We start from the raw sequence: 25,274 nt of genomic DNA on the forward strand, positions 1-25,274 counted from the left end.
CGCTGTCGGGATCGTACCCGTTGTGGATGCCCGAATCTCGGTACGGACTTCGATGTGGCGGCTCAGCGCCCAACGGTCAGGGGCTCCCAGGTGGGGATGGTCGGTCGGGGCCGCGGTGCTGACGGGAAGCTTGTCGTTAGCTGGGGTGGTTGGATGGGTATGGCGAGGTGATTGTCGCGTAGCTCACCACTGCGGTTCGGGGGCCGTGAGAGTCGTTAGGGTGGGGATCGAGTGTCCGTCTATCGCAAGGAGTTTCTGGTGAGCACCGCTGCTCGGACCGCGCCCGTGACCGTAGCCGTGACCGGAGGTGCGGGGCAGATCGCCTACGGTCTGCTGTTCCGAATCGCGTCCGGGGCGCTGCTGGGATCCGAGACGCCGGTACGGCTGCGGTTGCTGGAGATTCCGGCTGCGGTGGCATCGCTGGAGGGTGTGGCGATGGAGCTCGAGGACGGTGCGTTCCCGCTGCTCGAGTCGATCGATATCAGTGACGATCCGTGGGTCGGGTTCGCGGGCGCGAATGTCGCGCTGCTGGTCGGTGCCCGGCCGCGCACCGCGGGGATGGAGCGTTCGGACCTGCTGGCCGCCAATGGCCCGATCTTCACCGAACAGGGCCAGGCGATCAACGCCAGCGCAGCCGACGACGTCAAGGTGCTCGTGGTCGGAAATCCGGCCAATACCAACGCCTTCATCGCCATGAGCAATGCCCCGGACGTCCCGGCCGAGCGTTTCACCGCGATGACCCGCCTCGACCACAACCGCGCCATCGCGCAGCTGGCCAAGAAGACCGGCGCGCCCGCCGCCGATATCGCCCGCGTCGCCATCTGGGGCAACCACTCCGCGACCCAGTATCCGGATATCGCCCACGCCACCATCGCGGGCCGCCCCGCCCTCGACCTCGTTGACCAGGCCTGGGTGCGCCAGGACTTCATCCCCACCGTCCAACAGCGTGGCACCGCCATCATCCAGGCCCGCGGCGCCTCTTCGGCCGCCAGCGCGGCCAGCGCCGCCATAGACCACATCCACGACTGGTCCCTCGGCACCCACGCCGACGACTGGACCTCCATGGCCGTCCCCTCCGACGGCTCCTACGGTGCCCCCGAAGGTCTCATCACCTCGTTTCCCGTCACCTGCGCGGGCGGCGAATACTCGATCGTCCAGGGCCTGGAGCTCGACGAATTCTCCCGGGCCCGCATCGACGCCAACGTCGCCGAACTCGAACAGGAACGCGATGCCGTCATCGACCTCGGATTCGCCAAGCACGTCTGACTCATGCCCGAACTCCTAGCTCAGGCTGCGACTGGGGCGGAGCGACTCCTGTCGAGGGCCAACTGACCCGCGGTGGCGAGATGAATGAGCGCAAGCACGCTGCCGCCGACCACCATGCCCGGAATTCCCTGCGTGGCTCCGATGGCGAGGTCACTGAGCTGTACCGCGCCGGAGACGGTCAGCAGCGGTAGGAGAGCCCGCTTGCTGCGGCTGGCCAGGCTGAACAGCAGCGCGGCACCCAGCGGGATCGCGCGGGCCGCGTAGGCCTGGGCATAGAGATCGAGACCGGGCGAGTCCGCGCTGCCGGATATCGCGAGGGTCGGATCGACAAGTGCCGCGACGCTGAATGCCACGGCGGCGCCCGCGCCGATCGCATTGACAATGATCGCGGATCTGCTGAGATTCTGGTACTGCATCTTTCACTCCCTAAATCATTCACACTCTGAATGGTTCAGGAACAGTATTATGCTGGCTATGAAGAACGTCAAGGCGGAAAAGCTGCCGGAGACCATCACCTTCCGGCTCGGCCTGCTGGGTGCGTTCCTGACCGATCGCTTCAGCGCCGATGTGTCGAGACTCGGGCTGAAGCCGAAGCATGCCGGGATGCTGAATGTGTTGGCGGCCAACGGACCGACATCGCAGATGGAGATGGCACGGATACTGCGCGTCGCGCCGAGTCTGGTCGTCGCGCTGGCCGACCACCTCGAGTCCCTCGGAGCTATCGAACGGTTACGGGACCCGGAGGATCGCCGCCGTCAGAACCTGAGCATGACCTCCCACGGCCGCGCACTACTACGCAAATGCCTCGACGTCGCGCAGGCGATCGACGCCGAGACCACCGCGGACCTCACCGCGGCCGAGCGTGCCGACCTACATCGTGTCCTCGGCACGCTCGCCGATCGGCTGGGTTTGCCTAGCTGATGGTCCAGGTTTCCGAACCGTTGAGAAGGGATTGCAGCGAATCCGCTTGTACCGGTTTGCGTTCCCGCGCCATCGCGGTTTGGGTGCGGACGGCATCGTCATAGGTGGGACGGGTGACATTACGGAAGATGCCGGTGACCACGTGCCCGAGGTCCTGGTCGGACAGGCGCGAGAGCGCGTAGGCGTACTCGGGATTGTCGGTGTAGGCGTCGTGCACGATGATCTCGGACTCGTCGACCTCGTCGGTGCGCACCACCTCGAGCCCGAAACCGGCACGCACCACGGCGAATTCGCCATCAGCGCCGAAACGGATCGGCTCACCCTGGTGCAGCGGGATGAGGCGGGATTCGGCATCACCCTTGCGCAGCACATCGAAGGAACCGTCGTTGAAGATCGGGCAGTCCTGCAGAATCTCCACGAACGAGGTCCCGCGATGTTCGGCCGCGGCGCGTAGCACCTCGGTGAGACCCGCGCGATCGGAATCCAGTGCGCGCGCTGCGAAGCTGGCTTCCGCGCCGAGCGCGACCGAGAGCGTGTTGAACGGATGGTCGACCGAGCCCATCGGTGTCGACTTGGTGATCTTGCCCTCTTCCGAAGTGGGGGAGTACTGGCCCTTGGTGAGTCCGTAGATCCGATTGTTGAACAGCAGGATCGTCATATTCACATTGCGGCGCAGGGCATGGATCAGGTGGTTGCCGCCGATCGACAGCGCGTCACCGTCACCGGTCACCACCCACACCGACAGATCCGGCCGGGTCACCGCGAGTCCGGTCGCGATGGCGGGCGCACGGCCGTGGATGGAGTGGATGCCGTAGGCCTCGAGGTAGTACGGGAACCGGCTCGAGCAGCCGATCCCGGAGACGAACATCAGGTTTTCCCTGCGCAACCCGAGTTCAGCGAGGAAGCCGCGCACGGTCGCCAGGATCACGTAGTCACCGCAGCCGGGGCACCAGCGCACCTCCTGGTCGGAGGTGAAGTCCTTGACCTTCTGCGGCCCGTCCGCGGACGGCACCCCGGAGAGTCCGGTGAGACCCAGATCGGTTCCGACGAGCGAGGTTTCGACGATGGTCATCAGTTACCCCCAGTCGAGTACGTGGCCCGCGCCCGTGCCGCGAAGGCCTTATCGTGTTCCATATCCCCGATCGACCCGTCCAGTGCCGCATCGATGACCCCGACGAGTTCCTGCGCGGAGAATGCCGTGCCCGCGATCTTCGTCCACGGTTGCACATCCACCAGATACTTCGCCCGCAGCAGCATGGCGAGCTGGCCGCCGTTCATTTCCGGCGCGATCACCGTCGGGTAGCTGCGCAGTACGGCACCGAGATTGGCGGGCAATGGATTCAGATATCGCAGATGCGCCTGCGCGACCGGGACACCGCGCCGGCGGGCGCGCCGACACGCCTCGCCGATCGGGCCGAAGGAACTGCCCCAGCCGATCAGCAGCAAGTCGGCCCGCCCGTCCGGATCGTCGACCTCGAGATCGGGGACGGTGATGCCGTCGATCTTGGCCTGCCGCAGGCGAACCATCAATTCGTGATTGCCCGGCTCATAGGAGATATTGCCGCTGCCGTCGGCTTTCTCCAGTCCGCCGATCCGATGCGCGCGACCGGCGGTGCCTGGCACGGCGAGCGGCCTGGCGAGAGTGTCGGGGTCACGGGAGTAGGGCTGGAACGGTGTGCCCTCTTCGGCCTCGGGTTCGAAGCGCGGATCGATCGGCTCCAGTTCGGCCACCCGCGGAATCGACCATGGCTCAGAACCATTGGCGATCGAGCCGTCGGAGAGCAACAGCACCGGTGTGCGATAGGTGAGGGCGATGCGCGCCGCCTCCACCGCGGTGGCGAAGCAGTCGGCGGGCGAGCGCGGCGCGAGTACGGCGACCGGTGATTCCCCGTTGCGGCCGTAGAGCGCCTGCAGCAGATCGGCCTGTTCGGTCTTGGTCGGTAGTCCGGTGGAGGGGCCGCCGCGCTGTACGTCGACGATCACTAACGGCAGTTCCGTCATCACCGCGAGCCCGATGGTTTCGCTCTTGAGCGCCAGCCCGGGGCCAGAGGTACTCGTGACGCCGAGCGCGCCGCCGAGCGAAGCGCCGAGGGCCGCGCCGATGCCCGCGATCTCGTCCTCGGCCTGGAAGGTGGTGACGCCGAAGTTCTTGTGCTTACTGAGTTCGTGCAGGATGTCGGAGGCGGGCGTGATCGGATAGGTGCCGAGAAACACCGGCAACCCGGACAATTGTCCCGCGGCGACGAGGCCGTAGGCGAGCGCGGTATTGCCGGTTATCTGGCGGTAGGTGCCGGGCGGCAGTTTGGCCGGGGCCACCTCGAAGGTGGTTGCGAAGCTTTCGGTGGTCTCGCCATAGTTCCAGCCAGCGCGGAAGGCGAGCAGATTCGCCTCGGCGATATCGGGCTTCGCGGCGAACTTCTCGCGCAGGAAGCGTTCGGTGCCGCCGATCGGCCGACCGTACATCCAGGACAGCAGGCCGAGTGCGAACATATTCTTCGCGCGCTGACCGTCCTTTTTGCCGACACCGGTCGGCTCGGTCGCGCCCAGGGTGATCGAGGTCATCGGCACGCGGTGGACCACGAAATCGCTCAGCGTGTCGTCGTCGAGCGGATCGGTCGTGTAGCCGACCTTGCCGAGATTGCGTTTGGTGAACTCGTCGGTGTTCACGATCACCGTGGCGCCGCGCGGCAGATCCTCCAGATTGGACTTCAGCGCGGCCGGATTCATCGCGACCAGTACGTCGGGCTGATCGCCCGCGGTCAAGATGTCATAGTCGGCGATCTGGATCTGGAAGGACGAGACGCCGGGCAGCGTGCCCTGTGGCGCCCGGATTTCGGCCGGGAAGTTGGGCTGGGTGGCGAGGTCGTTGCCGAATGCGGCCGCCTCATGCGTGAAGCGATCACCGGTGAGCTGCATTCCGTCACCGGAGTCCCCGGCGAACCGAATTACGACCTTTTCCAATTTCGCTGTGCCGACATCACTTTGGTCGGAAACCATATGCCTGCTTCACTTCCTCGTCCGATGGGAGGTGCCATTGGCCAACCTACTCCGCCGTGTGCGGGAATTGTTTGTGAAATGCTTTACGCGAAGAGCGCCAGCTGCGTGTCGTTGGGCAGCGGCGTCGACAGTTGTGTCTGCGGTTCCGGGGTGTGCTCGCGGATGAGGCCGTGTCGCTGGAGCAGTGGCTGCACCCGCTCGCGTAGCCAGGACGCATATTCCGGCGTCACATAGGCGCCGCGGCCATAGAGCTGGCGATACCGCCGCACCAGAGCGGGATGCGCCTCGGCCAGCCAGCTCAGGAACCAGCCACGGGTGGCCCCGCGCAGATGCATCGGGAATGCGACCACCGATACCGCCCCGGCCTCGGCGATCGCACCGAACAGCGCGTCCAGGTGGGCGCGGCTGTCGGTGAGATATGGAATCACCGGCGCGACCATCACATTCACCTCGAACCCGGCATCGGCCAGCGCCCGCACCATCTCCAGCCGCGCCTTGGGCGATGGCGTACCGGATTCCAGGCTGCGGTGTAGATCCATGTCCAGGATGGCGATGGAGACGGCGATGCCCACCCGGACCTGGCGCGCCGCCGCGGTGAGCAGCGGCAGATCCCGGCGCAGCAGCGTGCCCTTGGTGAGAATGGAGAACGATGTGCCGGAATCGGTCAGCGCGCGAATGATGCCGGGCATCAATCGATATCGGCCCTCGGCACGTTGATACGGATCGGTATTGGTGCCCAGCGCGACTGGTTCATGATGCCAGGACCGGCGGCCGAGTTCCTTGCGTAGCACCGCGGCGATATTGGTCTTCACCACGATCTGGGAATCGAAATCCCGCCCTGCGTCCAGATCCAGATACTCATGGGTGGGTCGCGCGAAACAGTAGCGGCAGGCGTGTGAACAGCCGCGCATCGGATTGATCGTCCAATGGAACGGTAGATTCGACGCCTCCGGCATCTTGTTCAGCGCGCTCTTGCACAGCACCTCGTGAAACGTGATGCCCTCGAATTCGGGGGTCTGCACGGTGCGCACGAAACCTGCCCGGTCGAGACCGGGCAGGGCGCCGTCGTCGGCATCCAGGGTTTGGCTTTGCCACCGCACCCCATCAGTCGAACATGTGTTCTAAGCGGTGTCAAGCAATCTGTCGGGCGTCGGGTGCGGTGAGCTGCTTCGGATCGGCGAAGAAGGTCACCAGATCGCGCACGGTCTCCTCGATGGGCCTTGGCTGATAACCGATTTCGCGCTCCGCCTTGCCGTGGTCGACGATCGGGGCGGAGACCAGCGCGCCGAGTGCGGCCTTGGAAACGATGTCGGTCTTGAACAGTTTGCCCATCGGTGCCAACACCGGAATCAAACCGTTGACCACCTTGGGGGAGATCGAGAACTTCGGCCCCTTCTTGCCGCCGCATTCCGCCGCGATGCGGCACAGGTCGAGCATGGAGATCATCGAACCGCCGAGCAGGTAGTTCTCGCCGGTCCGGCCCCGCTCCCCGGCCAGGATCAGGCCTTTCGCGACATCGCGGACGTCGACCAGGTCGAAGCCGCCGCCGATCATCGCGGGCACCCGGCCGCGCGCTGCGTCCTTGAGGGTGCGGTTGATCCTGGACAGTGGGGTGCCGTAGTCGAGCGGCCCGAAGACGCCGGTGGGATTGCAGATCACCGCGTCCAGGCCCTGCTCGATCACCTTGCGCAGTTCGATCTCGCCCGCCCATTTGGAGCGGTCGTAGACCGGCAGGCTGGGATCGGTCGAGCGCACCGAGGACTCATCGATGCGACCGCCGCAGGTGTACTGGTTAAAGGCGTGGATGGAACTCGCGTGCACCATGCGGCGCACGCCCAGATCCAGTGCCGCCTCGGCGACGACGCGAACGCCTTCGGTATTGACCTTCCAGGCGAGGTCGTGCTGCTCGGCCAGGGTGATCACGGCGACGAGGTGGTAGACGATCTCCGCGCCCGCGAGCACGGAGCGCATGGATTCCGGATCGAGCACATTGCCGGAGACCCAGGTGACGTTCGGGTCCGTCCGTTGCTGCGGAACGACGCGATCGATTGCTGTGACCTCGTGTCCTCGTTCGACCAGCAGGCTGAGCAGATTCGTGCCAAGGTAGCCGGCTGCGCCGGTCACTGCGACCTTCATGCGATCGAGAATATAGAACTTGTTCTAATTTGCAACATGTTCCAGTTCCGTCGGGTGGCTGCGTTGGGCTCGAAACTTGCCGGTGGGGTCGGCTATATTGAGCGCAACCGCAGCGGCGCAAGTACCACCTCGCAGCTGCGCAGGGGCCCGATCGCAGCCGAGCTGCCGGGGCGGGCAGGGAGTAGATGTTGATCGACGCTATGAACACTGAACTGCAGTTCACGACGATTTGGGGGGTGCAACTCGATGGCTGATCTCTCGGTGGAAACCGATGCGGTCCGAGCATTCGCGGCGACTAATGCCGGGGTCGCTGGCGAGATCGCGGGTGCGGCCGATTTCGATGCCGTGCAGAACGTTGCCGCGCTCACGCCGGTATTCGGTCTGATCGGCGCCGACTATCTGTTGGCGTTCGCCGCTGCGCAGGTATTGCAGGCCAAGGACATCAATGAGCTGTCGGCCAAATACGACAAGCTCTCGAAGTCCGCGTTCACCGCGGCCGCCGCATTCGACACCACCGACTCCGGCAATGCGGGCGTACTGAGCGCGATCACCAACCAGGTCGGGGGCGGGGTATGAAGCCGATGGATACCGGCTCGACCGGCGTGATCGCACCCGACCAGAGCGTGGCGATCGAAGAGGCCGTGATCGCGACGCAGAACACCGCGGTCGACGCGCTGCAGAACGCGTCGCAGGGATTGAGCGATCTGTCGCTACCGCAGTTGCCCGCGGATCTGCCGCCGATCGAGGCGCCCGAATTCGTGCTCGCACGCAAGATCACCGAGGAATCGCCGCAGCTGGGGACCATACCTACGGGCATGCCGGGGCTCAACGGCAATTCGACGCCGGACGCGAGCGCGATTCTGTCCGGTGCGGTGCCGCCCGATGTGTCGCAGGCACTTACCGATGCACAGGCCGCGATCAGCCATGCGGCCGCTCCGGTGTTGCAGGCGGCGCAGCAGGCGCAGAGTGCGGTGAGCAGTGCGCTCGGCGGGGCGAGTAACCAGGGGGCGGCCGCGGCCGCGGCGGCGACGAATATTCCATCCGATCCGGTCGCGGCTCTGATGCAGGGGCTGTCGATTCCCGGAATTCCCGGCATCGACACGCTGTTCCAGCCGATCCTCGAGCTGCTCAACAGCTTCGGCACCGGCGTCATCGGAGCCTTCGACCCGACCGCGATTCTCAGTCAATCATCGAAGATCATCGAGGCCGCGGTATCGGTCGGCAAGGGCGGCCTGCAGACCGTCGAGCAGCTCTGGCAAGGCCAATCCTCCCGGGAGGCGCAGGCCGCGAGCAATACCGCGCAGACCCAGGGACAGGACACCAGTCAGCGCGGTATCGATATCTCCGAACTCACCCAGCGCGCCGCCGCGGTGGTGCAGCAGGGCAATGCGCAGCTGCTCGGCATCGCGAGCGAATTCGCCACGCAGGCAACCGCACTCGTGCCGGTGGCGCTGACGCCGCCCGGTCAGGCCGCACTCATCGCGACGGCGACCGAACATCTGGGCTCGGCCGTCGCGGTCGCCAATGCCACCCGTGGTGATCTGGCGGGGAAGACGGCCGAGCTGACCGGTCTGGTGAATCAGTTGCTCGGGGCCAGCGGTTTGCCCGCGCCGCAGGAGGTCGCTCAGGCGGTCATGCAGAACATCGGTGAGCCGATCATGGAACAGGCGCAGTCGGTCGCGCAGGATGCGTCGACCAATGCTGCCGGCCTGTTGGACGGTTCCAGCACCTCCGGTTCGCCGAGCACGTCCACCACGGCGGCATCGTTCAATACCGGGCACACCACCTCGGGGAGTTCGGGCATCACCGGCATCGGAAGCCATTCCGGCTCGCCGAGCTCCTCGGGCTCGCCATCGACGCAGAAGGTGACCGGCACGCCGGGCAGCTCTGTTTCGCCCATCAGCCGGGTCTCGGGCCTGTCCGGCACATCCGTGGGCACGGGTACCTCGACCGGCGCGGCGGGCACCGGGAACTCCTTCATGGGCGGCAGCCCCGGTGCCACCGGCCAACGCGGCGGCAGTGACGACGAGCACTCGCGGAATGTGGACCCGTACCACAGCCGCACCGGCAACGACGACCTCACTGGCCCGCTCGGTGAGTCCACCCCGGATGTCATCGGCGCGACTCACCCGGATGAGCTGGTCAGCTCGGACTACGAACAGGACCAGTTCTAGTCGACAACGTTCTCCAGTGCCCCCGCTCGTCTTCGAGTGGGGGCACTGGTGTTCTGGTCGTGCGTAGGTTGCGCTACTCGGCCCGGGTGGATACCGAAGGCGCACAACGTTCCTCGTGGCTACATCGCTTCGGAGATCGAGACCCGGTTCAGTGGTCTCGGGTGAAAGCGTCGAGAAGTTTGCGGTAGAGGTCGGTGAAGCGTTTGCGGTTGGCTTGTTGGTCGGGCGTGAGGTTCTCGGTCGCGTCGGGGGCGTACATGAGCAGGTGGACGTCTTGGTCGGGCGGCGTCTGCATGAGATCGATGATCTGGGTGCCTTGGTCGGTGGCGCTGGGCATGCCGAGGTCGAGGGCGGCGAGTGATTTCGTTTCCGCCAGTGCGGTATTCAGGACGTCGCTCGGGATGGTGCCGGTGAGCCGCTGCGGTGGGGTGTCGGCGGCGCGGGTGGTGGATGCCGCGTCGGGCTGTTCGACCGCGCGGCCGTCGGCGTAGATCTGCAGCAGCGGACGCAGGTCGACCCGCTCGGACCAACCGCTCGGGATGGTGGTGAGTGTCAGCAGCGCCGTGGCGGGCTGTTGTGGTGTGTCGGCGGCCGGTTGGGCCGAGGCGAGACCCCAGCTACCCGCGAGTGCCACGACGAGAAGCAGCAGTGCCGACTTTGTTCTCCGCATGAAAATCCCTATCTACGCTGTGCCACAGTCCAACTGGCGTCGATTATTGATCATTCGATGGCGATCAGCGCAATGCCGACGGGTTGTTCAGATCGGCGGCCGAGTACGTGTCGCATGCTTGGAGCTGTCCGGTCTTGTAGCCGGTGAGGAACCATTTCTGGCGTTGGTCGGAGGAGCCGTGGGTCCAGGCCTCAGGGTTGACGCGGCCCCGAGCGGCCCGCTGAATTCGGTCGTCACCGACGGCGGACGCGGCGGAGAGCGCGTCACGGATATCGTTGTCGGACAGGGCTTTCAGGAAGGGCTGGTTGGTTCCGGGGGCGGGCTGCTTATCGGCGAAGTGGGCCCAGATGCCCGCGTAGCAGTCGGCCTGGAGTTCGGTGCGCACCGCGCCGGATTCCGGGCCGCGCGGATCCTGTTGGGCCCGACCGATATCGCCGAGCAGATTCTGGATGTGGTGGCCGACCTCATGTGCCACCACGTACTCCTGGGCGAGCGGCCCGCCGCTGGAACCGAAGCGGTCGACCAGTTCCTGAAAGAAGGCGGTGTCGAAGTAGGCGGTCCGGTCGGCGGGGCAGTAGAACGGGCCGACCGCACTGGTCGCATTGCCGCATCCGGTCGAGACCGAGCCGGTGAACAGCACCAGTTTCGGCTTCGAATATTTCTTGCCGGTCTGCTGGGGCAGCTGCGCCGCCCACACCGCGTCGAGGCTCTGTGCGGTGAGCACCACCCGGCAGTCGACGTACTTATTGGCGTCCGCGCCGGTCTTGCAGTGCTCGGGCGTGCCCGCGGTGCCGGGCTGCACCGTGCTGTTCTCGCTGCCGTTCAACTGTCCGAGCAGCGAACCGGGATCTCCGCCGAGCAGCAGGCCGAGTACCAGCAGGATGAGACCACCGGCACCACCGCCGAGGGCGAGCTTGCCACCCATCCCGGGGCCACCGCCGGAAGAAGCCCGATCCGGGTCGATCTGGAGGCCTTCGTTGAAGGTCATCTGCTTCGCTTTCTGTGTTGGATTTGCGGCGCCTGCGGCGCCGCGTGTTCGCGGCCCCCCGCTGTCTCGCATCCGAGCGGCCGAGACTCGCGCCTGCGGCGCTACGCTTCGGCCACTCGGATGCGAGACGGGCCGCGAACGGCGCTCGTAAGACTCGTACCCTGGTGGGAACGTGTGCGGTACTGCCCGGTTTCGGCCCAAACCTGCGGACCGACGACCTGATGTCTACAGCTTCGCACGCGGGGCGGCGATATCGGTTTCCTCTCGGGATATGTGTCTCACTACGATGGCAACCGCACCGGATCGCCCTGCCGGTGTCACATCCGTCGAAAGGAATCCCGTGCTGCGCACCCACTTGGCTGGTTCGCTGCGAAGCGAGCACGCCGGTCAGACCGTCACCCTTACCGGATGGGTGGCCCGGCGTCGTGACCATGGTGGCGTGATCTTCATCGATCTGCGCGATGCCTCGGGTATAGCGCAGGCGGTATTCCGCGAGGGCGAGCCCGCCGCGCAGGCGCACAAGTTGCGTGCCGAATTCTGCGTGCAGGTGACCGGTGTGGTCGAGCAGCGGCCCGGCGGCAACGAGAACCCGGAGCTGCCGACCGGTTCCATCGAGGTCAACGTCACCGAACTCGAGGTACTCAACGAGAGTGCTCCGCTGCCGTTCCAGCTCGACGAGCAGCCCGGTGACGAGGCCCGCCTCAAGTACCGCTACCTCGACCTGCGCCGCGAGGCGCCAGGTAGGGCCATCCGGCTGCGCTCGAGGGTCAACGCTGCCGCCCGCGCGGTGCTGGCCCGTCATGAATTCGTCGAGGTCGAGACCCCGACGATGACCCGCTCCACGCCCGAGGGCGCCCGCGACTTCCTGGTGCCCGCGCGCCTGCAGCCGGGCAACTTCTATGCGCTGCCGCAGAGCCCGCAGCTGTTCAAGCAGCTGCTGATGGTCGCCGGTATCGAGCGGTACTACCAGATCGCGCGCTGCTACCGCGACGAGGACTTCCGCGCCGACCGCCAGCCCGAGTTCACCCAGCTCGACCTCGAGATGAGCTTTGTGCGCCAGGAGGACGTGATCCTGGTGGCCGAGGAGATCCTGGAGGAGTTGTGGAAGCTGGTCGGCTACGACATTCCGTTCCCGATTCCGCATATGACCTACGCGGAGGCGATGCGCCGCTTCGGTAGCGATAAGCCGGACCTGCGCTTCGGCGTCGAGATCACCGAATGCACCGAATATTTCAAGGAGACCCCGTTCCGGGTTTTCCAGGCGGAGTATGTGGGCGCGGTCGTGATGCCGGGTGGCGCGAGTCAGCCGCGGCGTCAGCTCGACGCCTGGCAGGAGTGGGCCAAGCAGCGCGGAGCTAAGGGTCTGGCCTATGTGCTGGTACAGGAGGACGGCACGCTCGGCGGACCGGTTGCCAAGAACCTCAGCGAATCCGAACGCGAGGGCTTGGCGAAGCATGTCGGCGCGGTACCTGGTGACTGTGTGTTCTTCGCCGCGGGTCCGGCCAAGGCGCAGCGCGCGCTGCTCGGTGCGGCGCGTGGCGAGATCGCGCGCAAATGCGGTCTGATCGATGAGAACGCGTGGGCCTTCGTGTGGATCGTGGATGCGCCGATGTTCGAGCCCGCCGCCGAGGCGACCGCGAGTGGTGATGTGGCACTTGGTCATTCGGCATGGACCGCCGTGCATCACGCGTTCACCTCGCCCAAGCCGGAGTCACTGGACACCTTCGATACCGACCCGGGTTCGGCCCTGGCCTACGCCTACGACATCGTCTGCAACGGCAACGAGATCGGCGGCGGCAGCATCCGAATCCATCGCCGCGATGTGCAGGAACGCGTGTTCAATGTGATGGGCATCGGGCACGACGAGGCGCAGGAGAAGTTCGGCTTCCTGCTCGACGCGTTCTCCTACGGCGCGCCGCCGCACGGCGGCATCGCCTTCGGCTGGGACCGGATCACCGCGCTGCTGGCCGGAGTGGATTCGATCCGTGAGGTCATCGCCTTCCCGAAGACCGGTGGCGGTGTGGACCCGCTGACCGATGCGCCCGCGCCGATCACCGCACAGCAGCGCAAGGAGGCGGGGCTGGACTTCAAGCCCGAGAAGAAGAAGGACGGCGAGGCGAAGGGCGCCGCCGAGTAGGCCGGACATTCGAAGCGGACACGCTCGGACCTTCTCTCGACCGTTCACTGGTCGGCATGATGAGTACGGTGCGGGTCGGGTTGTTGGATAGCGAGGCGGTCGCCCGAACGGTACTTTTTGGTCAGTATCGTCGATGCTTGCCGCATCGACGCTGACCATGAGGGGTCCCGTTGCTGCACTTGCGCATGATCAGCCCGCCCGAACTCACCGACAAGGTGATGGCGGTGCTGAGTGCCGACCCGGGCGTCACCCATGTGACGCTGGCGCGGGGAGTCGCCGTCGAACCCGTCGGTGATCTGATCCAGGCCGATGTCGCGCGTGAGGCCGCCAACGATGTACTCGCGGATCTGACCACGCTCGGCATCAAACACACCGGCGGCATCACGCTCGGACCGGTCGAGACGGTGATCTCCGATGCCGGCGAGCGGGCGATCGAGGCGGCGCCTGGCGATCCGACCGATGCGGTGGTGTGGGAGGAACTGCTCGCGCAGACTCATGAGGAGTCCTCGCTGACCCTGAGTTTCGTTGCCTTTCTCACCATTGCCTGCCTGCTCGCGGCCGTCGGCGTGGCCACCGACTCGCCGGTGACGATTGTCGGTGCGATGGTGGTCGGGCCCGAATTCGGGCCGCTGGCAGCCTTTTCGGCGGGGTTGTGGCGACGCGATTTCCGGCTCGCCCGCAAGTCGGCGGTCGCGCTGCTGGTGGCATTTCCGGTGGCGATGCTCATCACGATGTTGGCGACATTGCTGTGGGAGCAGTTCGGCTGGATCACGTTGACCGGAGTGGAAGCCATCCAGAATGTCGACTTCATCTATGAGGTCGGGCCGTTCTCATTGGTGGTCGCACTGCTCGCGGGTGCTGCGGGCATGCTGGCGGTGGTGACATCGAAATCGGCGGCACTGGTCGGGGTGTTCATCTCGGTGACGACCGTTCCCGCGGCCGGATTCGCGGTGATCGCGGCAACTTTGGGGCAGTGGCACATCGCGTTCATGTCGGCCGGGCAGCTCGCGGTGAACCTGGCCGGCATCGTCACGGCCGGGGTGCTCGTGCTGGCACTGCGCCCGCGCGCGGGTAGCGAGGGCGGCCCGATCGCACGGTTCAAGCAGTGGTGGTGGATGCGGTCGCTGTCCGCGAAGTGACCGCCAATTCTGTTGCGGTGGCCGGGTTCCGGTGTGCTGAGAGCCGACGCGCGCGGCGCACCGAATGCTAGGTCACGGACACGGTGCCGCCGGTGAGCGCTCGGTAGGCGTAGGTCACCGCGATCGTGCACACCGGCCCGGCCACCAGAAGCCCGAAGCCGCACAGCAAAGTGGCGACAAAAGTGATGACCAGCACCGCGAGGGCGAGTAGCAGCACCTGCCCGATATTGGCGATGACCAGCGTCGCGCTGGACTTGATCGCGTCGAATGGATTCTGTTCCTGATCGACGACGAAGTGCAGCGAAAAAATGCACAGGAATCCGGCGATCAGACCGGGTACGAAGCACAGCGCGGCCCCGATCCAGGTGAGCACGAAGGCGAGCAGGGCTGTCAAGAGGACATTTCCCGCATTCACGAATTGGAAGTAGGACGCGAAAGTCGGTTTGTTGCCATCGGTTTCATAGAGCGCGCCGCGGATCATAGCTGCCTGCAGCAGCCAGATCGCGACCATGACCACGAGGAAGGTCAGCAACAGACTGAACAGCGAATTCGGTTGCACGACCTGGACGATGAGTACGAAGGCGAAATAGATGATCACGCCGACCGCGGTAACAGCCAGCCAGGGGCCGAAATTCGCGCGGAACTTCTCCCAGCCGTAGCTCAGGGCATTGCCGACGTCGAGGGTGGTGGGTGTTCCGGGGGCGGATTGATAGCCGTAGGTCGGCGCGCCGGGCTCGGAGCCGGGCGGCATAGCACCGGTGGGAGGCGTCGTGCCAGCCGGCGGCATGGCGCCGGGTTGTGTTGCGCCAGGCGGCATTGCGCCGGGAGGTACGGCACCGGGCGGCATTGCGCCGGGAGGTACGGCACCGGGCGGCATTGCGCCGGGCTTCGCCAAGCTGGGCGCTGCTGCGCCAGCCGGTTCGAAGCTGGGTTGCATTGCGCCAGGTGGGGCGGCCCCCGCAGGCGTTGCGGCAGCTCCGGGCGGGGACATCGTTGCGGGATGTGCCGTGCCGGGACCGGTTCCCGGCGGACCGTAGCTGGGTTGTCCCGGTTGTCCCGGCGCGCCGACCGGCGGTGGTGGTGGCTCCAGCGGTTCACTGCCGTACTGTGCCGCGCCGGGACCCTCGAACTGTGGGTAGCCAGCGGGCCCGGCCATCTCGTGCCTGCTGTGTTCGCTGCTCGTTTGTGTCGGTTGTGGATCGGCACTTTCGTGCTGACCCGGACGCGCGGCGAATTGTTCGCCACTGCGCTCGTCGGGTGCGCCGCCGCTCGGTTCGGGCGAGCCAGTTGGTTCGTTCGGCTTGGGCGACGGTGAGTCGGACATTGTCTGCAGACCTTTCGACGCAACTGGTTTGCGGTGTGGCGCACGGCAGTTGACGATGAGAAAACCGGACAGCCGCAATGGTGTCAAGCAAGCAGCGCCTGTTCCGCAACCTTGACGCAGACACGCCGAACGACGCGGAAAGGTTGTGTAACCGCTCGCTAGAAGTGACCCGGTGCGAGTAGCTTGATTAGCGATGACCGCACTATTGGCCGAACGCGCCGCCGAAGTCGTGTCCGCAGCACAGCAGTTGCTCACAAAGCGAATGGGTGCTCCGGTAAAGCTGAGCGATCCGATGGAACTCAGCGGTAGTGGTAGGACGACGGTCCTACGCGTGCGTGTTTCAGAGAACGCCTACTCCCTGCCCCGGACGCTCATCGTCAAGCAGGTTCGCGGATCCGCGGCGGACCGCACGACGGGTGGTCTAGCGCCCGGCGTCGCCAGCATCGACTCCGCATTTCTGCGCGAGGCCGTGTCGTATCAGTTCACCACCGCGCTCAGCCGGGATCAGCGGCCCGGCGCATATCTGATCGCGCACAGCCTCCCGGACCGGCTGCTCGTCCTGAGTGATCTCGGGGAGAACTCCCGGATGACGCAGGTGTTGCAATCCGGTGTGGAGCCGGCGACGCGCAACGCGCTCATGGCCTTCGCGCAGGCACTGGGTCGGATGCATGCGGCGACCGTCGGGCGCGAAGCGGATTTCGTCGCGCTGCTGCGGCGGGTGGATGTGGTGCACCGGGTCGATGGCATCGCGCAACAGGCCGAGGCCGCCATCTCCGAGGTGCCCGGCATGCTGCAGCGCGAACTCGGTATCGAGGTCCCTGGTGAGATCGCCGAGCGGATCGTTCGAGGCAATCGTCTTTTCTCCGCGGGGCGCTTCCGGGCATTCAGCCCCTCGGACCTGTGCCCCGACAATGTGATCCTGAATGAAGAGGGCGCGCGCTTCCTCGACTACGAATGGGGCGGCTACCGCGACGCCACCCTCGATATCGCCTACGCGCTGGTGTCCTTCCCCGGCTGCCTCTGCGACTTCGAACTGTCCCGCGATCGTGCCAAGCAAATGGTCGATGCGTGGCGCGCCCAGGTCGTCGGTGTCTGGCCCGCACTGGCCGACGACGCTGTGCTCGCCGAACGCATCCTGGAAGCTCGCCTCATCTGGGTCTGGCTCACCACCTACTGGTTCCTGCCCGCCGACCACACCCGCATCGCCGCCGCCCGCGAACACGGCCTGTCCGTTCCGCGCTCGGAAGCCCTGATCAACCGCTGGGCCGCCTTGGCGGAAGACGCGCGCTGCACCGGGGACGACGTAGTGGGTGATTTCGCCGAGGATGTGTCGGCGATGCTCGAAGAGCGCTGGTCGGAATAGGTCAGGAGACCTCGCGCTGCTACTCGGCGGTGAGCTCGGATAGGCGCGATTCGAGGTGGGCTCGTTCTATGGTGTTTTCGGTCAGGAGTAGCGCGGATTCGTAGGCTCGGGCTGCTTCGGTGGTGCGACCCAGCTGGGTCAGCAAGGCCGCGCGAGAGGCTTCGAGGTAGCCGTAGGTGGCGAGGGATGGTTCGGTGGCGAGTTCGTCGAGCAGGTCGAGGGCTCGGGTCGGGTTGCCGGAAAGGCCAACCGCCACCGCATGATTGAGGCGCACCACCGGCGACGGCCAAATTCGCAGTAGCAGTGCGTACAGGCCGGTGATCTCACGCCAGTCGGTTTCCGGCCAGGACGGTGCCTCATCGTGCACGGCGGCGATGGCGGCCTGCAGAGTGTATCGATCCGTATGTGGCAGAGCGGTTTTCACCAAGGCGATGCCCTCGGTGATGGCCTCACGATCCCAGCGGGAGCGGTCTTGGTGTTCGAGGGTGCACAGTCGGCCTTCGGTATCCACGCGGGCCTCGCGTCGTGCGTCGGTGAGCAGGATCAGGGCCAGCAGGCCGGTGACGGAAGGGTCGTCCGGGACCAGCGCGTGCATCATCCGCGCAAGTTGGAGCGCCCGTTCGATCAGATCGGGGCGCACCAGCGCGTCACCCGAGGGCGCGGTGTGACCGGTGGTGAACAGCAGATGGATGACCGCGCAGATGGCGTCGAGGCGGTCGGGGAGTTCGCGCACCGATGGCACCCGATACGGAATGCGTGCCACCGCGATCTTCTTCTTGGCGCGCGTAATGCGGGCCGCCATGGTCGATTCGCTGGTGAGGAAGGCGCGGGCGACCTCGGCGGTGGTGACACCGCAGACCAGTCGAAGGGTCAGTGCCACCTGGGCCTCGCGGCCCAAAGCCGGGTGACAGCAGGTGCTGATCAGGCGCAACCGGTCGTCGGGGATGGCGGATGCCGAATCCAGTCCCGCGAGTGCGAGATCGGCGGTGTCCTCGGCCTGGTCGGTGATCAGCATGGGCAGTGTGCGCCGCAAGGTGGAGTCGCGGCGCAGCAGGTCGAGGCCGCGGCGGCGGGCAACGGTGGTCAACCAGGCGCCGGGTTTCGCCGGAACGCCGTGCGCGGCCCATTCGGTGAGCGCACGCGCATAAGCGTCCTGCACGCATTCCTCGGCGAGGTCGAAGTCGCGGACCAGCCGCACCGTCGCGGCGAGCACGAAGGCCCATTCGCGACGGTGCGCCTGGTCGACAGCGGCGACCGTATCGGTGTCGATCGGCACAGGTCTAGTCGAAGGTCATGATCGGACGCACCTCGACACCGCCGAACCGGGCGGGTACTTGCTTTGCCACTGCGATCGCGGCGTCCAGATCCGCGGCCTCGATCAGGTAGTAGCCGCCCAGCGCCTCCTTGGCCTCGGCGAATGGGGCATCGGTCACGGTGAAATCGCCGTTGTCGTTCTGCCGGATGGAGGTGGCGGTGGCGGTCGGTTGGAGTGCGTTACCGCCTTGCACCGCGTCGCCCGCGATCTCCTGGAAGGTCACGTGCGCCTGGTAGACCTCGCCCATGACCTGCTCCGATGCGCCCGCGTACGCGCTTTCGTCCTCGTAAATCAGCACCAGGTACTGGCTCATGATCTCGCTCCTTCGGGTTCGGCCGGCCCGCCGATCGGGCCGTCGTATTCGTTCCGACGAGCGAGCTCGGCGGAAATCGACAAACCTGTCGCGAGAAAAATTCTGCTCCTGGAATCGCGTGGAGTCTCGCGAGTCGCGCCGATGCGGACCCGAGCGGCACACCCATGGTCGTAATGGCTCGGTGGTCGCCGGTTCCAGCCGCAGGAATACCAGCGGCGCGATCATCACCGAATTGCCGACGAGCTTGCACCGCCCAGGCAAACCGGTACACGCCCCGGAGCTGTCGGTCCCCCTCGGTAACGTGCTCGGTGTGAGCGAAGGCTTATTCGACGTGCCCGGCGACGAGGTGCCGACCGGACACTCCATCGACAGTGTGGTACGCCGCGATGCCGGTGCGCCGCTGGCGGTGCGGATGCGGCCCGCGACATTGGACGAGGTGGTCGGCCAACAGCATCTGCTCGGACCCGGCTCACCGCTGCGGCGGTTGATCGAGGGTTCGGGCGCGGCGTCGGTGCTGCTGTACGGGCCGCCGGGAACCGGCAAGACGACGCTGGCCTCGCTGATTTCGCAGGCCACCGGTCGTCGCTTCGAGGCGCTGTCGGCCTTGTCGGCCGGTGTGAAGGAGGTGCGCGCGGTCATCGATGTGGCCCGCCGCCGTCTCACCGCGGGCGAGCAGACCGTGTTGTTCATCGACGAGGTGCATCGCTTCTCCAAGACCCAGCAGGACGCATTGTTGGCCGCGGTCGAGAACCGGATCGTGCTGCTGGTCGGCGCGACGACAGAGAATCCATCGTTCTCGGTGGTCTCGCCGCTGCTGTCGCGTTCGTTGGTGCTGCAATTGCAATCGCTCACCGCGGCCGATATCCGGCTGGTACTCGACCGTGCCCTCACGGACCCGCGCGGTTACGACGGCGCGTACACGGTGACCGAGGCCGCGCTCGAGCACATCGTGCGGATCGCGGGCGGTGACGCGCGCCGGGCGCTCACCGCGCTGGAGGCATCGGCGGAGTCCTCCTTGGACGGTACCGTCGATGTGGATCTGGTCGAGGCCAGCGTGGACAAGGCCGCCGTCCGCTACGACCGCGCGGGTGACCAGCACTACGACGTGGTGAGCGCCTTCATCAAATCCATCCGCGGCTCGGATGTCGATGCGGCACTGCACTATCTGGCCCGCATGCTCAGTGCGGGCGAGGATCCCCGCTTCATCGCCCGCCGCCTGGTGATTTCGGCGAGCGAGGACATCGGCCTGGCCGATCCGATGGCGCTGCAAACCGCGGTCGCGGCCGCGCAAGTGGTGCAGCTGATCGGCATGCCCGAGGCCCAACTCACCCTGACACACGCGACAATTCACCTGGCCACGGCCCCCAAATCCGGTGCCGTACCTGCCGCGCTCGGCGCCGCCCTCGCCGATATTTCGGGGGGCAAGGCGGGTGCGGTCCCCGCCCATCTGCGCGACGGCCACTACGCGGGAGCCGCCGCCCTCGGCAACGCCCAGGGCTACAAATACCCGCACGACGACCCGGATGGCGTGCTGGCTCAGCAGTATCCGCCCGACGAAATCGTCGGCCGCGACTACTACACGCCCACCGACCACGGCGTCGAACGTGATATCCAACGTCGTGTCGAGAAGTTGCGCAGAATCGTCCGAGGACGATAAACGCTCAGACGGTTTCGGGTCGGCCGTGCCAGCGGACGTGGACCACCCCGGGCGCTGAAAAAGGGGATGCGGGACACCGGTAGGCTGGATATCTGTGCAGACCCACGAGATCCGACGGCGATTCCTGGACCATTTTGTCCGTGCCGGACACACCGAGGTGCCCAGTGCCTCGCTGATCCTGGCCGACCCGACCCTGTTGTTCGTCAACGCGGGCATGGTTCAGTTCAAGCCGTATTTCTTGGGCCAGGAGGCGCCGCCGTTCCCGCGCGCGACCAGTGTGCAGAAATGCGTCCGCACCGGCGATATCGAAGAGGTCGGCGTCACCACCCGGCACAACACCTTCTTCCAGATGGCGGGCAACTTCTCCTTCGGTGACTACTTCAAGCAGGACGCCATCACCCTCGCTTGGGAGTTGATCACCAAGTCGCAGGAGGACGGCGGCTACGGTTTCGATCCCGAGCGGATCTGGGTGACGGCCTACGAATCCGATCCGGAGGCCGCCGAGATCTGGCACCGGGTCGCGGGCATCCCGAAGGAGCGGATCCAATTCCGCGACGGCAAGGACAACTACTGGGATATGGGCGTGCCCGGTCCGGGCGGCCCGTGTTCGGAGATCTACTACGACCGCGGCCCCGAATACGGCAAGGACGGCGGTCCGGTCGCCGACGAGGACCGCTACCTGGAGATCTGGAATCTGGTCTTCATGCAGGACATCCGCGGTGAGCAGAGCCCCAAGCTCGGCTACCCGCCGGTCGGATCGCTGCCGAAGAAAAACATTGATACCGGTATGGGCGTCGAGCGCATCGCGCTGCTGCTGCAGGGCGTCGACAACGTCTACGAGACCGACCTGCTGCGCCCGATCATCGATAAGGCCGAGGAGTTGACCGGCCGGTCCTATGGTGTCGAACACGAGGACGACCGGCGCTTCCGCGTCATCGCCGACCATGCCCGCACCTCGGCCATGCTGATCGCCGACGGCGTCAACCCGGGCAATGAGGGCCGTGGCTACGTGCTGCGCCGCCTGCTGCGCCGGATCGTGCGCTCGGCCCGGCTGCTCGGTGCGGACAAGCCGGTGATCGGCGAATTCATGAAGGTCGTCAGTGAGCTGATGTCGCCGTCGTATCCGGAACTGGCCACCGACTTCGCGCGGATCGAGAACGTCGCGGTGGGCGAGGAGACGGCGTTCCTCAAGACTCTGAACACCGGCTCGCGGCTGTTCGCCGACGCCGTGGACGAGGTTGCGGCCAAGGGCGGCAAGACAATTCCGGGTTCGGACGCCTTCAAACTGCACGACACCTACGGCTTCCCGATCGAGCTGACCCTGGAGATGGCGGCCGAGGCCGGACTGTCGGTCGACGAGGAGGGCTTCCGCTCGCTCATGGCCGAACAGCGCAAGATGGCCAAGGAGGATGCCCAGGCGCGCAAACACGGACATGCCGACCTGTCCATCTACAAGGAGTTGGTCGACCGCGGCGCAACGGAATTCACCGGCTTCGATGAGCTGACCTCCGAAGCGCACGTCCTCGCCCTGATCGCCGACGGCGTGCGGGTGCCGACCGCCACCATCGGCCAGGACGTCGAGGTCATTCTGGACCGCAGTCCGCTCTACGCGGAGTCCGGTGGTCAGATCGCCGATCGCGGCACCATTACGGCGCAGGGCCTCAAGCTGCGCGTCAACGATGTGCAGAAGATCGCCAAGAAGCTGTGGGTGCACAAGACCACGGTGGAACAGGGCCAGATCACCGAGGGTGATGTCGTACTCGCCCAGGCCGATCCGGCCTGGCGCCAGGGTGCCACCCAGGGCCATTCCGGCACGCATATGGTGCATGCCGCGCTGCGGCAGGTGCTCGGTCCGAACGCCGTGCAGGCCGGTTCGCTGAACAAGCCCGGCTATCTGCGATTCGACTTCAACTGGCAGGGCCAGCTCTCCGAACAGCAGAAGGCCGATATCGAGGCCGTCTCCAATGACGCGGTCGGCTCGGACTTCCCGGTGAACACCTTCGTCACCGATCTGCCCAAGGCCAAGCAAATGGGCGCGCTCGCGCTGTTCGGCGAGAACTACGGCGACGAGGTGCGCGTGGTGGAGATCGGCGGACCGTTCTCGATGGAGCTGTGCGGTGGTACGCACGTCCAGCATTCCTCGCAGATCGGCCCGATCACCGTGCTCGGCGAATCGGCGATCGGTTCCGGCAAGCGACGCGTTGAGGCCTTCGTCGGCCTGGACTCCTATAAGTATCTGGCGAAGGAGCGTGCGCTGCTGGCCGGTGTCGCGTCCTCGCTGAAGGTGCCTTCGGAGGAGGTGCCCGCGCGCGTCGAGCAGCTCGTGGAGCGGCTGAAGGTGGCCGAGAAGGAGCTCGAGCGCACCAAGATCGCCGCGGTGCTCGCATCGGCGGCGAAGTTCGTCGCGGAGGCCGAGCGGGTCGGCAGCGTGCTGCTGGTGGCCGCCGCCGCACCCGAAGGCGTCACCGCCGGTGACCTGCGCACCCTCGCCACCGATATCCGTGGCCGGTTCGGCACCGAGCCGGCAGTCGTGGTGCTGCTCGGCAATGCCGATGGCAAGGTGCCCTTCGTTGTGACGGTCAATAAGAGCGCGCAGGATCTCGGCTTCAAGGCCGGAGATCTGGTCGCCAGCTTCGGCCCGAGCATTTCCGGTCGCGGTGGCGGCAAGCCGGAGATGGCGCAGGGTGCGGGTTCGGACCCCTCGGGTATCGAAGTGGGTCTGGCCTCGGTCCGTGCTCGGGTGGCCGAACTGGCCGGGTGATGGGCGACTCGGAGAGTCATCGTCCCTCGCCCGACACCGATCCCGGCCGCGGCAGGCGGATCGGTATCGATGTCGGCAGTGTCCGAATCGGGGTCGCCTCCAGCGACCCGGACGGCATGCTCGCCACGCCCGTGGAAACGGTGGCGCGCGCGAAGCCGAATAAGCGCGCGCCTGGACCGGCAAGCGACATTTCCAGAATTGCCGAAATTGTGCGGGAGTACGAGGCCGTCGAGGTCATCGTCGGTCTGCCACGGACATTGCGCGGGGAAAAAGGCACTGCCGCCGATGCGGCGATGCTATTCGCGGAGCGTTTGCGCGCAGTCATAGCACCCGTGCCTATCCGACTTTCCGACGAACGTTTGACTACGGTGTCAGCTGCACGTGCATTGCGGGACAGTGGAGTTCGCGCGCGTGGCCAGCGGCAGGTGATCGATCAGGCGGCCGCCGTAGCGATCCTGCAAGGATGGTTGGACGAACGGAGTGCGGTGTTGAAGTCGGCCGAAGCGGCGTCTGAGTCCGGAGACGGTGCATGACGGATCGATGGACGCGAGCCGAGGAACGTTTCCGTCAGCGCGAGGCTGAACGGCGTTACCGGCGAAACGACCAGGCATGGGAGGACTACGACGACGACACCACGGTCATTCCGCGCTACACCGACGACGAAGATCACGACGAGGCACTCGCGGCCGAGCGTTCGCGGCGCGCGGCCCCGCAGCGAGCCGAGCGCGGCGACGAACCCCGGCGCGGCCGTCCACAGCGGGCCGAGGGTGCGCCGCCGCGGCGGTCCCGCGGTGACGGGTTGGGTGGCGGGCGCTCGGGTGCCGCGTCCGCGCGCTCCGGCCGCGGCAGGTCCGAGCGCGGCGGGAGTCGGGGAGAGGAGGAGCGTGCGGAGTCCCGCTCCGAGCGTCAGCGCAGCGCGCCCTCGCGCGGCCGACGGTCCCGGGCTGCCTCGCGCAAGGCGGCCGAGCGCAAGAAGCGCCGCCGGAATCTGTGGCTGATCGGTGCGCTGTTCGTGGCGCTGTTCGCCGGGGCCGCGGTATTCGCGGGGATGAAAGTGGTCAAGATGTTCGGCGCGCCCGAGGATTTCGCGGGTCCAGTGGGACCGCTGGTAGTAGTGCAGGTGCATTCCGGCGACACCTCGAACCAGATCGCGGACGAGATGCAGAAGAAGGGCGTCGTCGCGAGCAGCGAAGCCTTCTTCCAGGCGGCCGTGCGCAATTCGAATATGAATTCGGTGCAGCCCGGCTACTACGCGATCCCGAGTCACAGCCCGTCCACGCAGGCGGTGACGGCGCTACTCGGCAAGAGTTCCCGGGTCGGCAATCTGGTCGTCTCCGAGGGACGGCAGTTGCACGACCAGCAGGATGTGAATACCGGCTCGCGCAAGGACGGCATCTACCGCAAGATCGCCGACGCCAGCTGTGTCGGCACCGGTACGAATCAGAAGTGCATCACCTACGACCAGCTCGATGCCGCCGGTGCGGGCGCGGATCTGACCGCCCTCGGCGTGCCGAGCTGGGCGGAGCAGCGGGTGCGTGACGTGCCCGACCGCAGCAGGCAGCTGGAGGGGCTGATCGCCGCGGGCACCTGGGATTTCGATCCCAGCGGTACGCCGGAGCAGATCCTGAAGCAGCTGGTGGGTGCGAGTTCGCGCAGCTACGAGTCGACCGGTCTGTTGCAGTCGGGCGCGGAGACGAAGCTGAATCCGTACCAGACCTTGATCGCCGCCTCGCTGGTGGAACGCGAAGCGCTGCCGCAGGATATGGGCAAAGTGGCGCGGGTGATCGTGAACCGGCTCGAGGCCAACCAGCCACTGCAGTTCGACTCGACGGTGAACTACGCGCTGGACCGCACCGAAGTCGCGACCACCGACGCCGACCGCGGCAAGCGCACGCCGTGGAACACCTACGCCATGCCGGGACTGCCCGCGACTCCGATCTCCGCGCCCTCGTTGAATGCGATGCGCGCCGTGGAGAATCCGGAGCCGGGGACGTGGTTGTACTTCGTGACCGTCGACAAACAGGGGACCACTTTGTTCACCGAGAGCTACAGCGAACATCTGCGCAATATCGAAAAGGCCAGGCAGAGCGGAATTCTCGACAGTGGGCGGTGA

General features: G+C 66.2%; 21 protein-coding genes. 11 read left to right on the top strand and 10 right to left on the bottom strand.

The genetic code is table 11. From position 1 onward, the window contains the following. Positions 1-258: 258 nt before the first annotated feature. Positions 259-1,266, top strand: coding sequence for a malate dehydrogenase (locus AB0J47_RS03680; protein WP_364340118.1), 1,008 nt, complete (start codon positions 259-261; stop codon positions 1,264-1,266). 20 nt (positions 1,267-1,286) lie between these two features. Here the strand turns inward: AB0J47_RS03680 and AB0J47_RS03685 are convergent, their stop codons facing one another. Further along, positions 1,287-1,682 carry a hypothetical protein gene (locus tag AB0J47_RS03685; protein ID WP_364340120.1) on the bottom strand — a complete coding sequence of 132 codons (396 nt, stop codon included), beginning with the start codon at positions 1,680-1,682 and terminating at the stop codon, positions 1,287-1,289. Positions 1,683-1,740: 58 nt separating this feature from the next. Between AB0J47_RS03685 and AB0J47_RS03690 the strand changes: the two genes are divergently transcribed. Then, positions 1,741-2,187: a MarR family transcriptional regulator gene (locus AB0J47_RS03690; protein WP_364340122.1), complete on the top strand. Its 447-nt coding sequence runs from the start codon at positions 1,741-1,743 to the stop codon at positions 2,185-2,187. Here the strand turns inward: AB0J47_RS03690 and AB0J47_RS03695 are convergent. From AB0J47_RS03695 to AB0J47_RS03710, 4 genes are all read right to left on the bottom strand, one after another. Then, on the bottom strand, positions 2,180-3,259 hold the full coding sequence (locus tag AB0J47_RS03695) for a 2-oxoacid:ferredoxin oxidoreductase subunit beta (protein ID WP_364340124.1): 1,080 nt from the start codon (positions 3,257-3,259) through the stop codon (positions 2,180-2,182). The two genes, AB0J47_RS03690 and AB0J47_RS03695, sit on opposite strands and share 8 nt — an antisense overlap. Further along, complete coding sequence (locus AB0J47_RS03700) at positions 3,259-5,184, bottom strand: 2-oxoacid:acceptor oxidoreductase subunit alpha (RefSeq protein WP_364340126.1); 1,926 nt, start codon at positions 5,182-5,184, stop codon at positions 3,259-3,261. The genes AB0J47_RS03695 and AB0J47_RS03700 overlap by 1 nt, the downstream gene beginning before the upstream one ends. An 83-nt stretch (positions 5,185-5,267) precedes the next feature. Next, positions 5,268-6,284, bottom strand: coding sequence for an Rv2578c family radical SAM protein (locus AB0J47_RS03705; protein WP_364340129.1), 1,017 nt, complete (start codon positions 6,282-6,284; stop codon positions 5,268-5,270). A gap of 31 nt (positions 6,285-6,315) precedes the next feature. Continuing rightward, positions 6,316-7,320 (bottom strand): NAD-dependent epimerase/dehydratase family protein, encoded by a 1,005-nt coding sequence (locus AB0J47_RS03710; protein WP_364340132.1) that lies wholly within the window; start codon positions 7,318-7,320, stop codon positions 6,316-6,318. A 246-nt stretch (positions 7,321-7,566) separates the two neighbouring features. On the opposite strand from AB0J47_RS03710, the gene AB0J47_RS03715 reads away from it, so the two are divergent. Further along, positions 7,567-7,896: a type VII secretion target gene (locus AB0J47_RS03715; RefSeq protein ID WP_364340134.1), complete on the top strand. Its 330-nt coding sequence runs from the start codon at positions 7,567-7,569 to the stop codon at positions 7,894-7,896. Next, positions 7,893-9,494: a hypothetical protein gene (locus tag AB0J47_RS03720; protein ID WP_364340136.1), complete on the top strand. Its 1,602-nt coding sequence runs from the start codon at positions 7,893-7,895 to the stop codon at positions 9,492-9,494. Before AB0J47_RS03715 ends, AB0J47_RS03720 begins: the two co-directional genes overlap by 4 nt. Positions 9,495-9,642: 148 nt before the next feature. Here AB0J47_RS03720 and AB0J47_RS03725 read toward each other — a convergent pair whose 3' ends face one another. Next, positions 9,643-10,164, bottom strand: coding sequence for a hypothetical protein (locus tag AB0J47_RS03725; protein WP_364340138.1), 522 nt, complete (start codon positions 10,162-10,164; stop codon positions 9,643-9,645). Between the two features lie 64 nt (positions 10,165-10,228). After that, entirely contained in the window at positions 10,229-11,152 is a 924-nt protein-coding gene (locus AB0J47_RS03730; protein WP_364340140.1) for a neutral zinc metallopeptidase, read from the bottom strand. 340 nt (positions 11,153-11,492) lie between these two features. Between AB0J47_RS03730 and aspS the strand changes: the two genes are divergently transcribed. Together aspS and AB0J47_RS03740 are read left to right on the top strand one after the other, a co-directional pair. Beyond that, a complete protein-coding gene (gene aspS / locus AB0J47_RS03735) occupies positions 11,493-13,289 on the top strand; it encodes an aspartate--tRNA ligase (RefSeq protein ID WP_364340142.1) in 1,797 nt (598 codons plus the stop codon). A gap of 170 nt (positions 13,290-13,459) precedes the next feature. Continuing rightward, on the top strand, positions 13,460-14,428 hold the full coding sequence (locus AB0J47_RS03740; RefSeq protein ID WP_364340144.1) for a DUF389 domain-containing protein: 969 nt from the start codon (positions 13,460-13,462) through the stop codon (positions 14,426-14,428). 67 nt (positions 14,429-14,495) lie between these two features. Here the strand turns inward: AB0J47_RS03740 and AB0J47_RS03745 are convergent, their stop codons facing one another. After that, the gene (locus tag AB0J47_RS03745; protein WP_364340146.1) at positions 14,496-15,179 is read right to left on the bottom strand and encodes a hypothetical protein; all 684 of its coding nucleotides are present in this window, start codon (positions 15,177-15,179) and stop codon (positions 14,496-14,498) included. Positions 15,180-15,945: 766 nt separating this feature from the next. On the opposite strand from AB0J47_RS03745, the gene AB0J47_RS03750 reads away from it, so the two are divergent. After that, positions 15,946-17,115 carry a kinase gene (locus AB0J47_RS03750; RefSeq protein WP_364340148.1) on the top strand — a complete coding sequence of 390 codons (1,170 nt, stop codon included), beginning with the start codon at positions 15,946-15,948 and terminating at the stop codon, positions 17,113-17,115. Positions 17,116-17,134: 19 nt separating this feature from the next. Here AB0J47_RS03750 and AB0J47_RS03755 read toward each other — a convergent pair whose 3' ends face one another. Beyond that, positions 17,135-18,391: a sigma-70 family RNA polymerase sigma factor gene (locus AB0J47_RS03755; protein WP_364340150.1), complete on the bottom strand. Its 1,257-nt coding sequence runs from the start codon at positions 18,389-18,391 to the stop codon at positions 17,135-17,137. A 4-nt stretch (positions 18,392-18,395) separates the two neighbouring features. Next, a complete protein-coding gene (locus AB0J47_RS03760) occupies positions 18,396-18,743 on the bottom strand; it encodes a YciI family protein (RefSeq protein ID WP_364340152.1) in 348 nt (115 codons plus the stop codon). A gap of 280 nt (positions 18,744-19,023) precedes the next feature. Between AB0J47_RS03760 and AB0J47_RS03765 the strand changes: the two genes are divergently transcribed. The 4 genes from AB0J47_RS03765 to AB0J47_RS03780 all read left to right on the top strand — a co-directional run bounded on the left by AB0J47_RS03765 (position 19,024) and on the right by AB0J47_RS03780 (position 25,274). Then, positions 19,024-20,400 carry a replication-associated recombination protein A gene (locus AB0J47_RS03765; RefSeq protein WP_364340704.1) on the top strand — a complete coding sequence of 459 codons (1,377 nt, stop codon included), beginning with the start codon at positions 19,024-19,026 and terminating at the stop codon, positions 20,398-20,400. A 94-nt stretch (positions 20,401-20,494) separates the two neighbouring features. Then, complete coding sequence (gene alaS, locus AB0J47_RS03770) at positions 20,495-23,161, top strand: alanine--tRNA ligase (RefSeq protein ID WP_364340154.1); 2,667 nt, start codon at positions 20,495-20,497, stop codon at positions 23,159-23,161. Next, on the top strand, positions 23,161-23,694 hold the full coding sequence (gene ruvX / locus AB0J47_RS03775) for a Holliday junction resolvase RuvX (RefSeq protein WP_364340706.1): 534 nt from the start codon (positions 23,161-23,163) through the stop codon (positions 23,692-23,694). The genes alaS and ruvX overlap by 1 nt, the downstream gene beginning before the upstream one ends. Further along, complete coding sequence (locus AB0J47_RS03780; protein WP_364340156.1) at positions 23,691-25,274, top strand: endolytic transglycosylase MltG; 1,584 nt, start codon at positions 23,691-23,693, stop codon at positions 25,272-25,274. The genes ruvX and AB0J47_RS03780 overlap by 4 nt, the downstream gene beginning before the upstream one ends.

Origin of the sequence: Nocardia sp. NPDC049737, from assembly GCF_040674755.1 — a bacterium.
GTDB lineage: Bacteria > Actinomycetota > Actinomycetes > Mycobacteriales > Mycobacteriaceae > Nocardia.

What these genes read in the sequence shown, in the direction of transcription:
- AB0J47_RS03715 (WP_364340134.1), top strand. Translation starts at nt 7,567, where the DNA reads ATGGCTGATCTCTCGGTGGAAACCGATGCGGTCCGAGCATTCGCGGCG.
- ruvX (WP_364340706.1), top strand. Translation starts at nt 23,161, where the DNA reads ATGGGCGACTCGGAGAGTCATCGTCCCTCGCCCGACACCGATCCCGGC.
- AB0J47_RS03695 (WP_364340124.1), bottom strand. Translation starts at nt 3,259, where the DNA reads ATGACCATCGTCGAAACCTCGCTCGTCGGAACCGATCTGGGTCTCACC.
- AB0J47_RS03780 (WP_364340156.1), top strand. Translation starts at nt 23,691, where the DNA reads ATGACGGATCGATGGACGCGAGCCGAGGAACGTTTCCGTCAGCGCGAG.
- AB0J47_RS03685 (WP_364340120.1), bottom strand. Translation starts at nt 1,682, where the DNA reads ATGCAGTACCAGAATCTCAGCAGATCCGCGATCATTGTCAATGCGATC.
- AB0J47_RS03720 (WP_364340136.1), top strand. Translation starts at nt 7,893, where the DNA reads ATGAAGCCGATGGATACCGGCTCGACCGGCGTGATCGCACCCGACCAG.
- AB0J47_RS03760 (WP_364340152.1), bottom strand. Translation starts at nt 18,743, where the DNA reads ATGAGCCAGTACCTGGTGCTGATTTACGAGGACGAAAGCGCGTACGCG.
- AB0J47_RS03690 (WP_364340122.1), top strand. Translation starts at nt 1,741, where the DNA reads ATGAAGAACGTCAAGGCGGAAAAGCTGCCGGAGACCATCACCTTCCGG.
- AB0J47_RS03730 (WP_364340140.1), bottom strand. Translation starts at nt 11,152, where the DNA reads ATGACCTTCAACGAAGGCCTCCAGATCGACCCGGATCGGGCTTCTTCC.
- AB0J47_RS03700 (WP_364340126.1), bottom strand. Translation starts at nt 5,184, where the DNA reads ATGGTTTCCGACCAAAGTGATGTCGGCACAGCGAAATTGGAAAAGGTC.
- AB0J47_RS03725 (WP_364340138.1), bottom strand. Translation starts at nt 10,164, where the DNA reads ATGCGGAGAACAAAGTCGGCACTGCTGCTTCTCGTCGTGGCACTCGCG.
- AB0J47_RS03750 (WP_364340148.1), top strand. Translation starts at nt 15,946, where the DNA reads ATGACCGCACTATTGGCCGAACGCGCCGCCGAAGTCGTGTCCGCAGCA.
- AB0J47_RS03745 (WP_364340146.1), bottom strand. Translation starts at nt 15,179, where the DNA reads ATGCCGCCCGGCTCCGAGCCCGGCGCGCCGACCTACGGCTATCAATCC.
- AB0J47_RS03710 (WP_364340132.1), bottom strand. Translation starts at nt 7,320, where the DNA reads ATGAAGGTCGCAGTGACCGGCGCAGCCGGCTACCTTGGCACGAATCTG.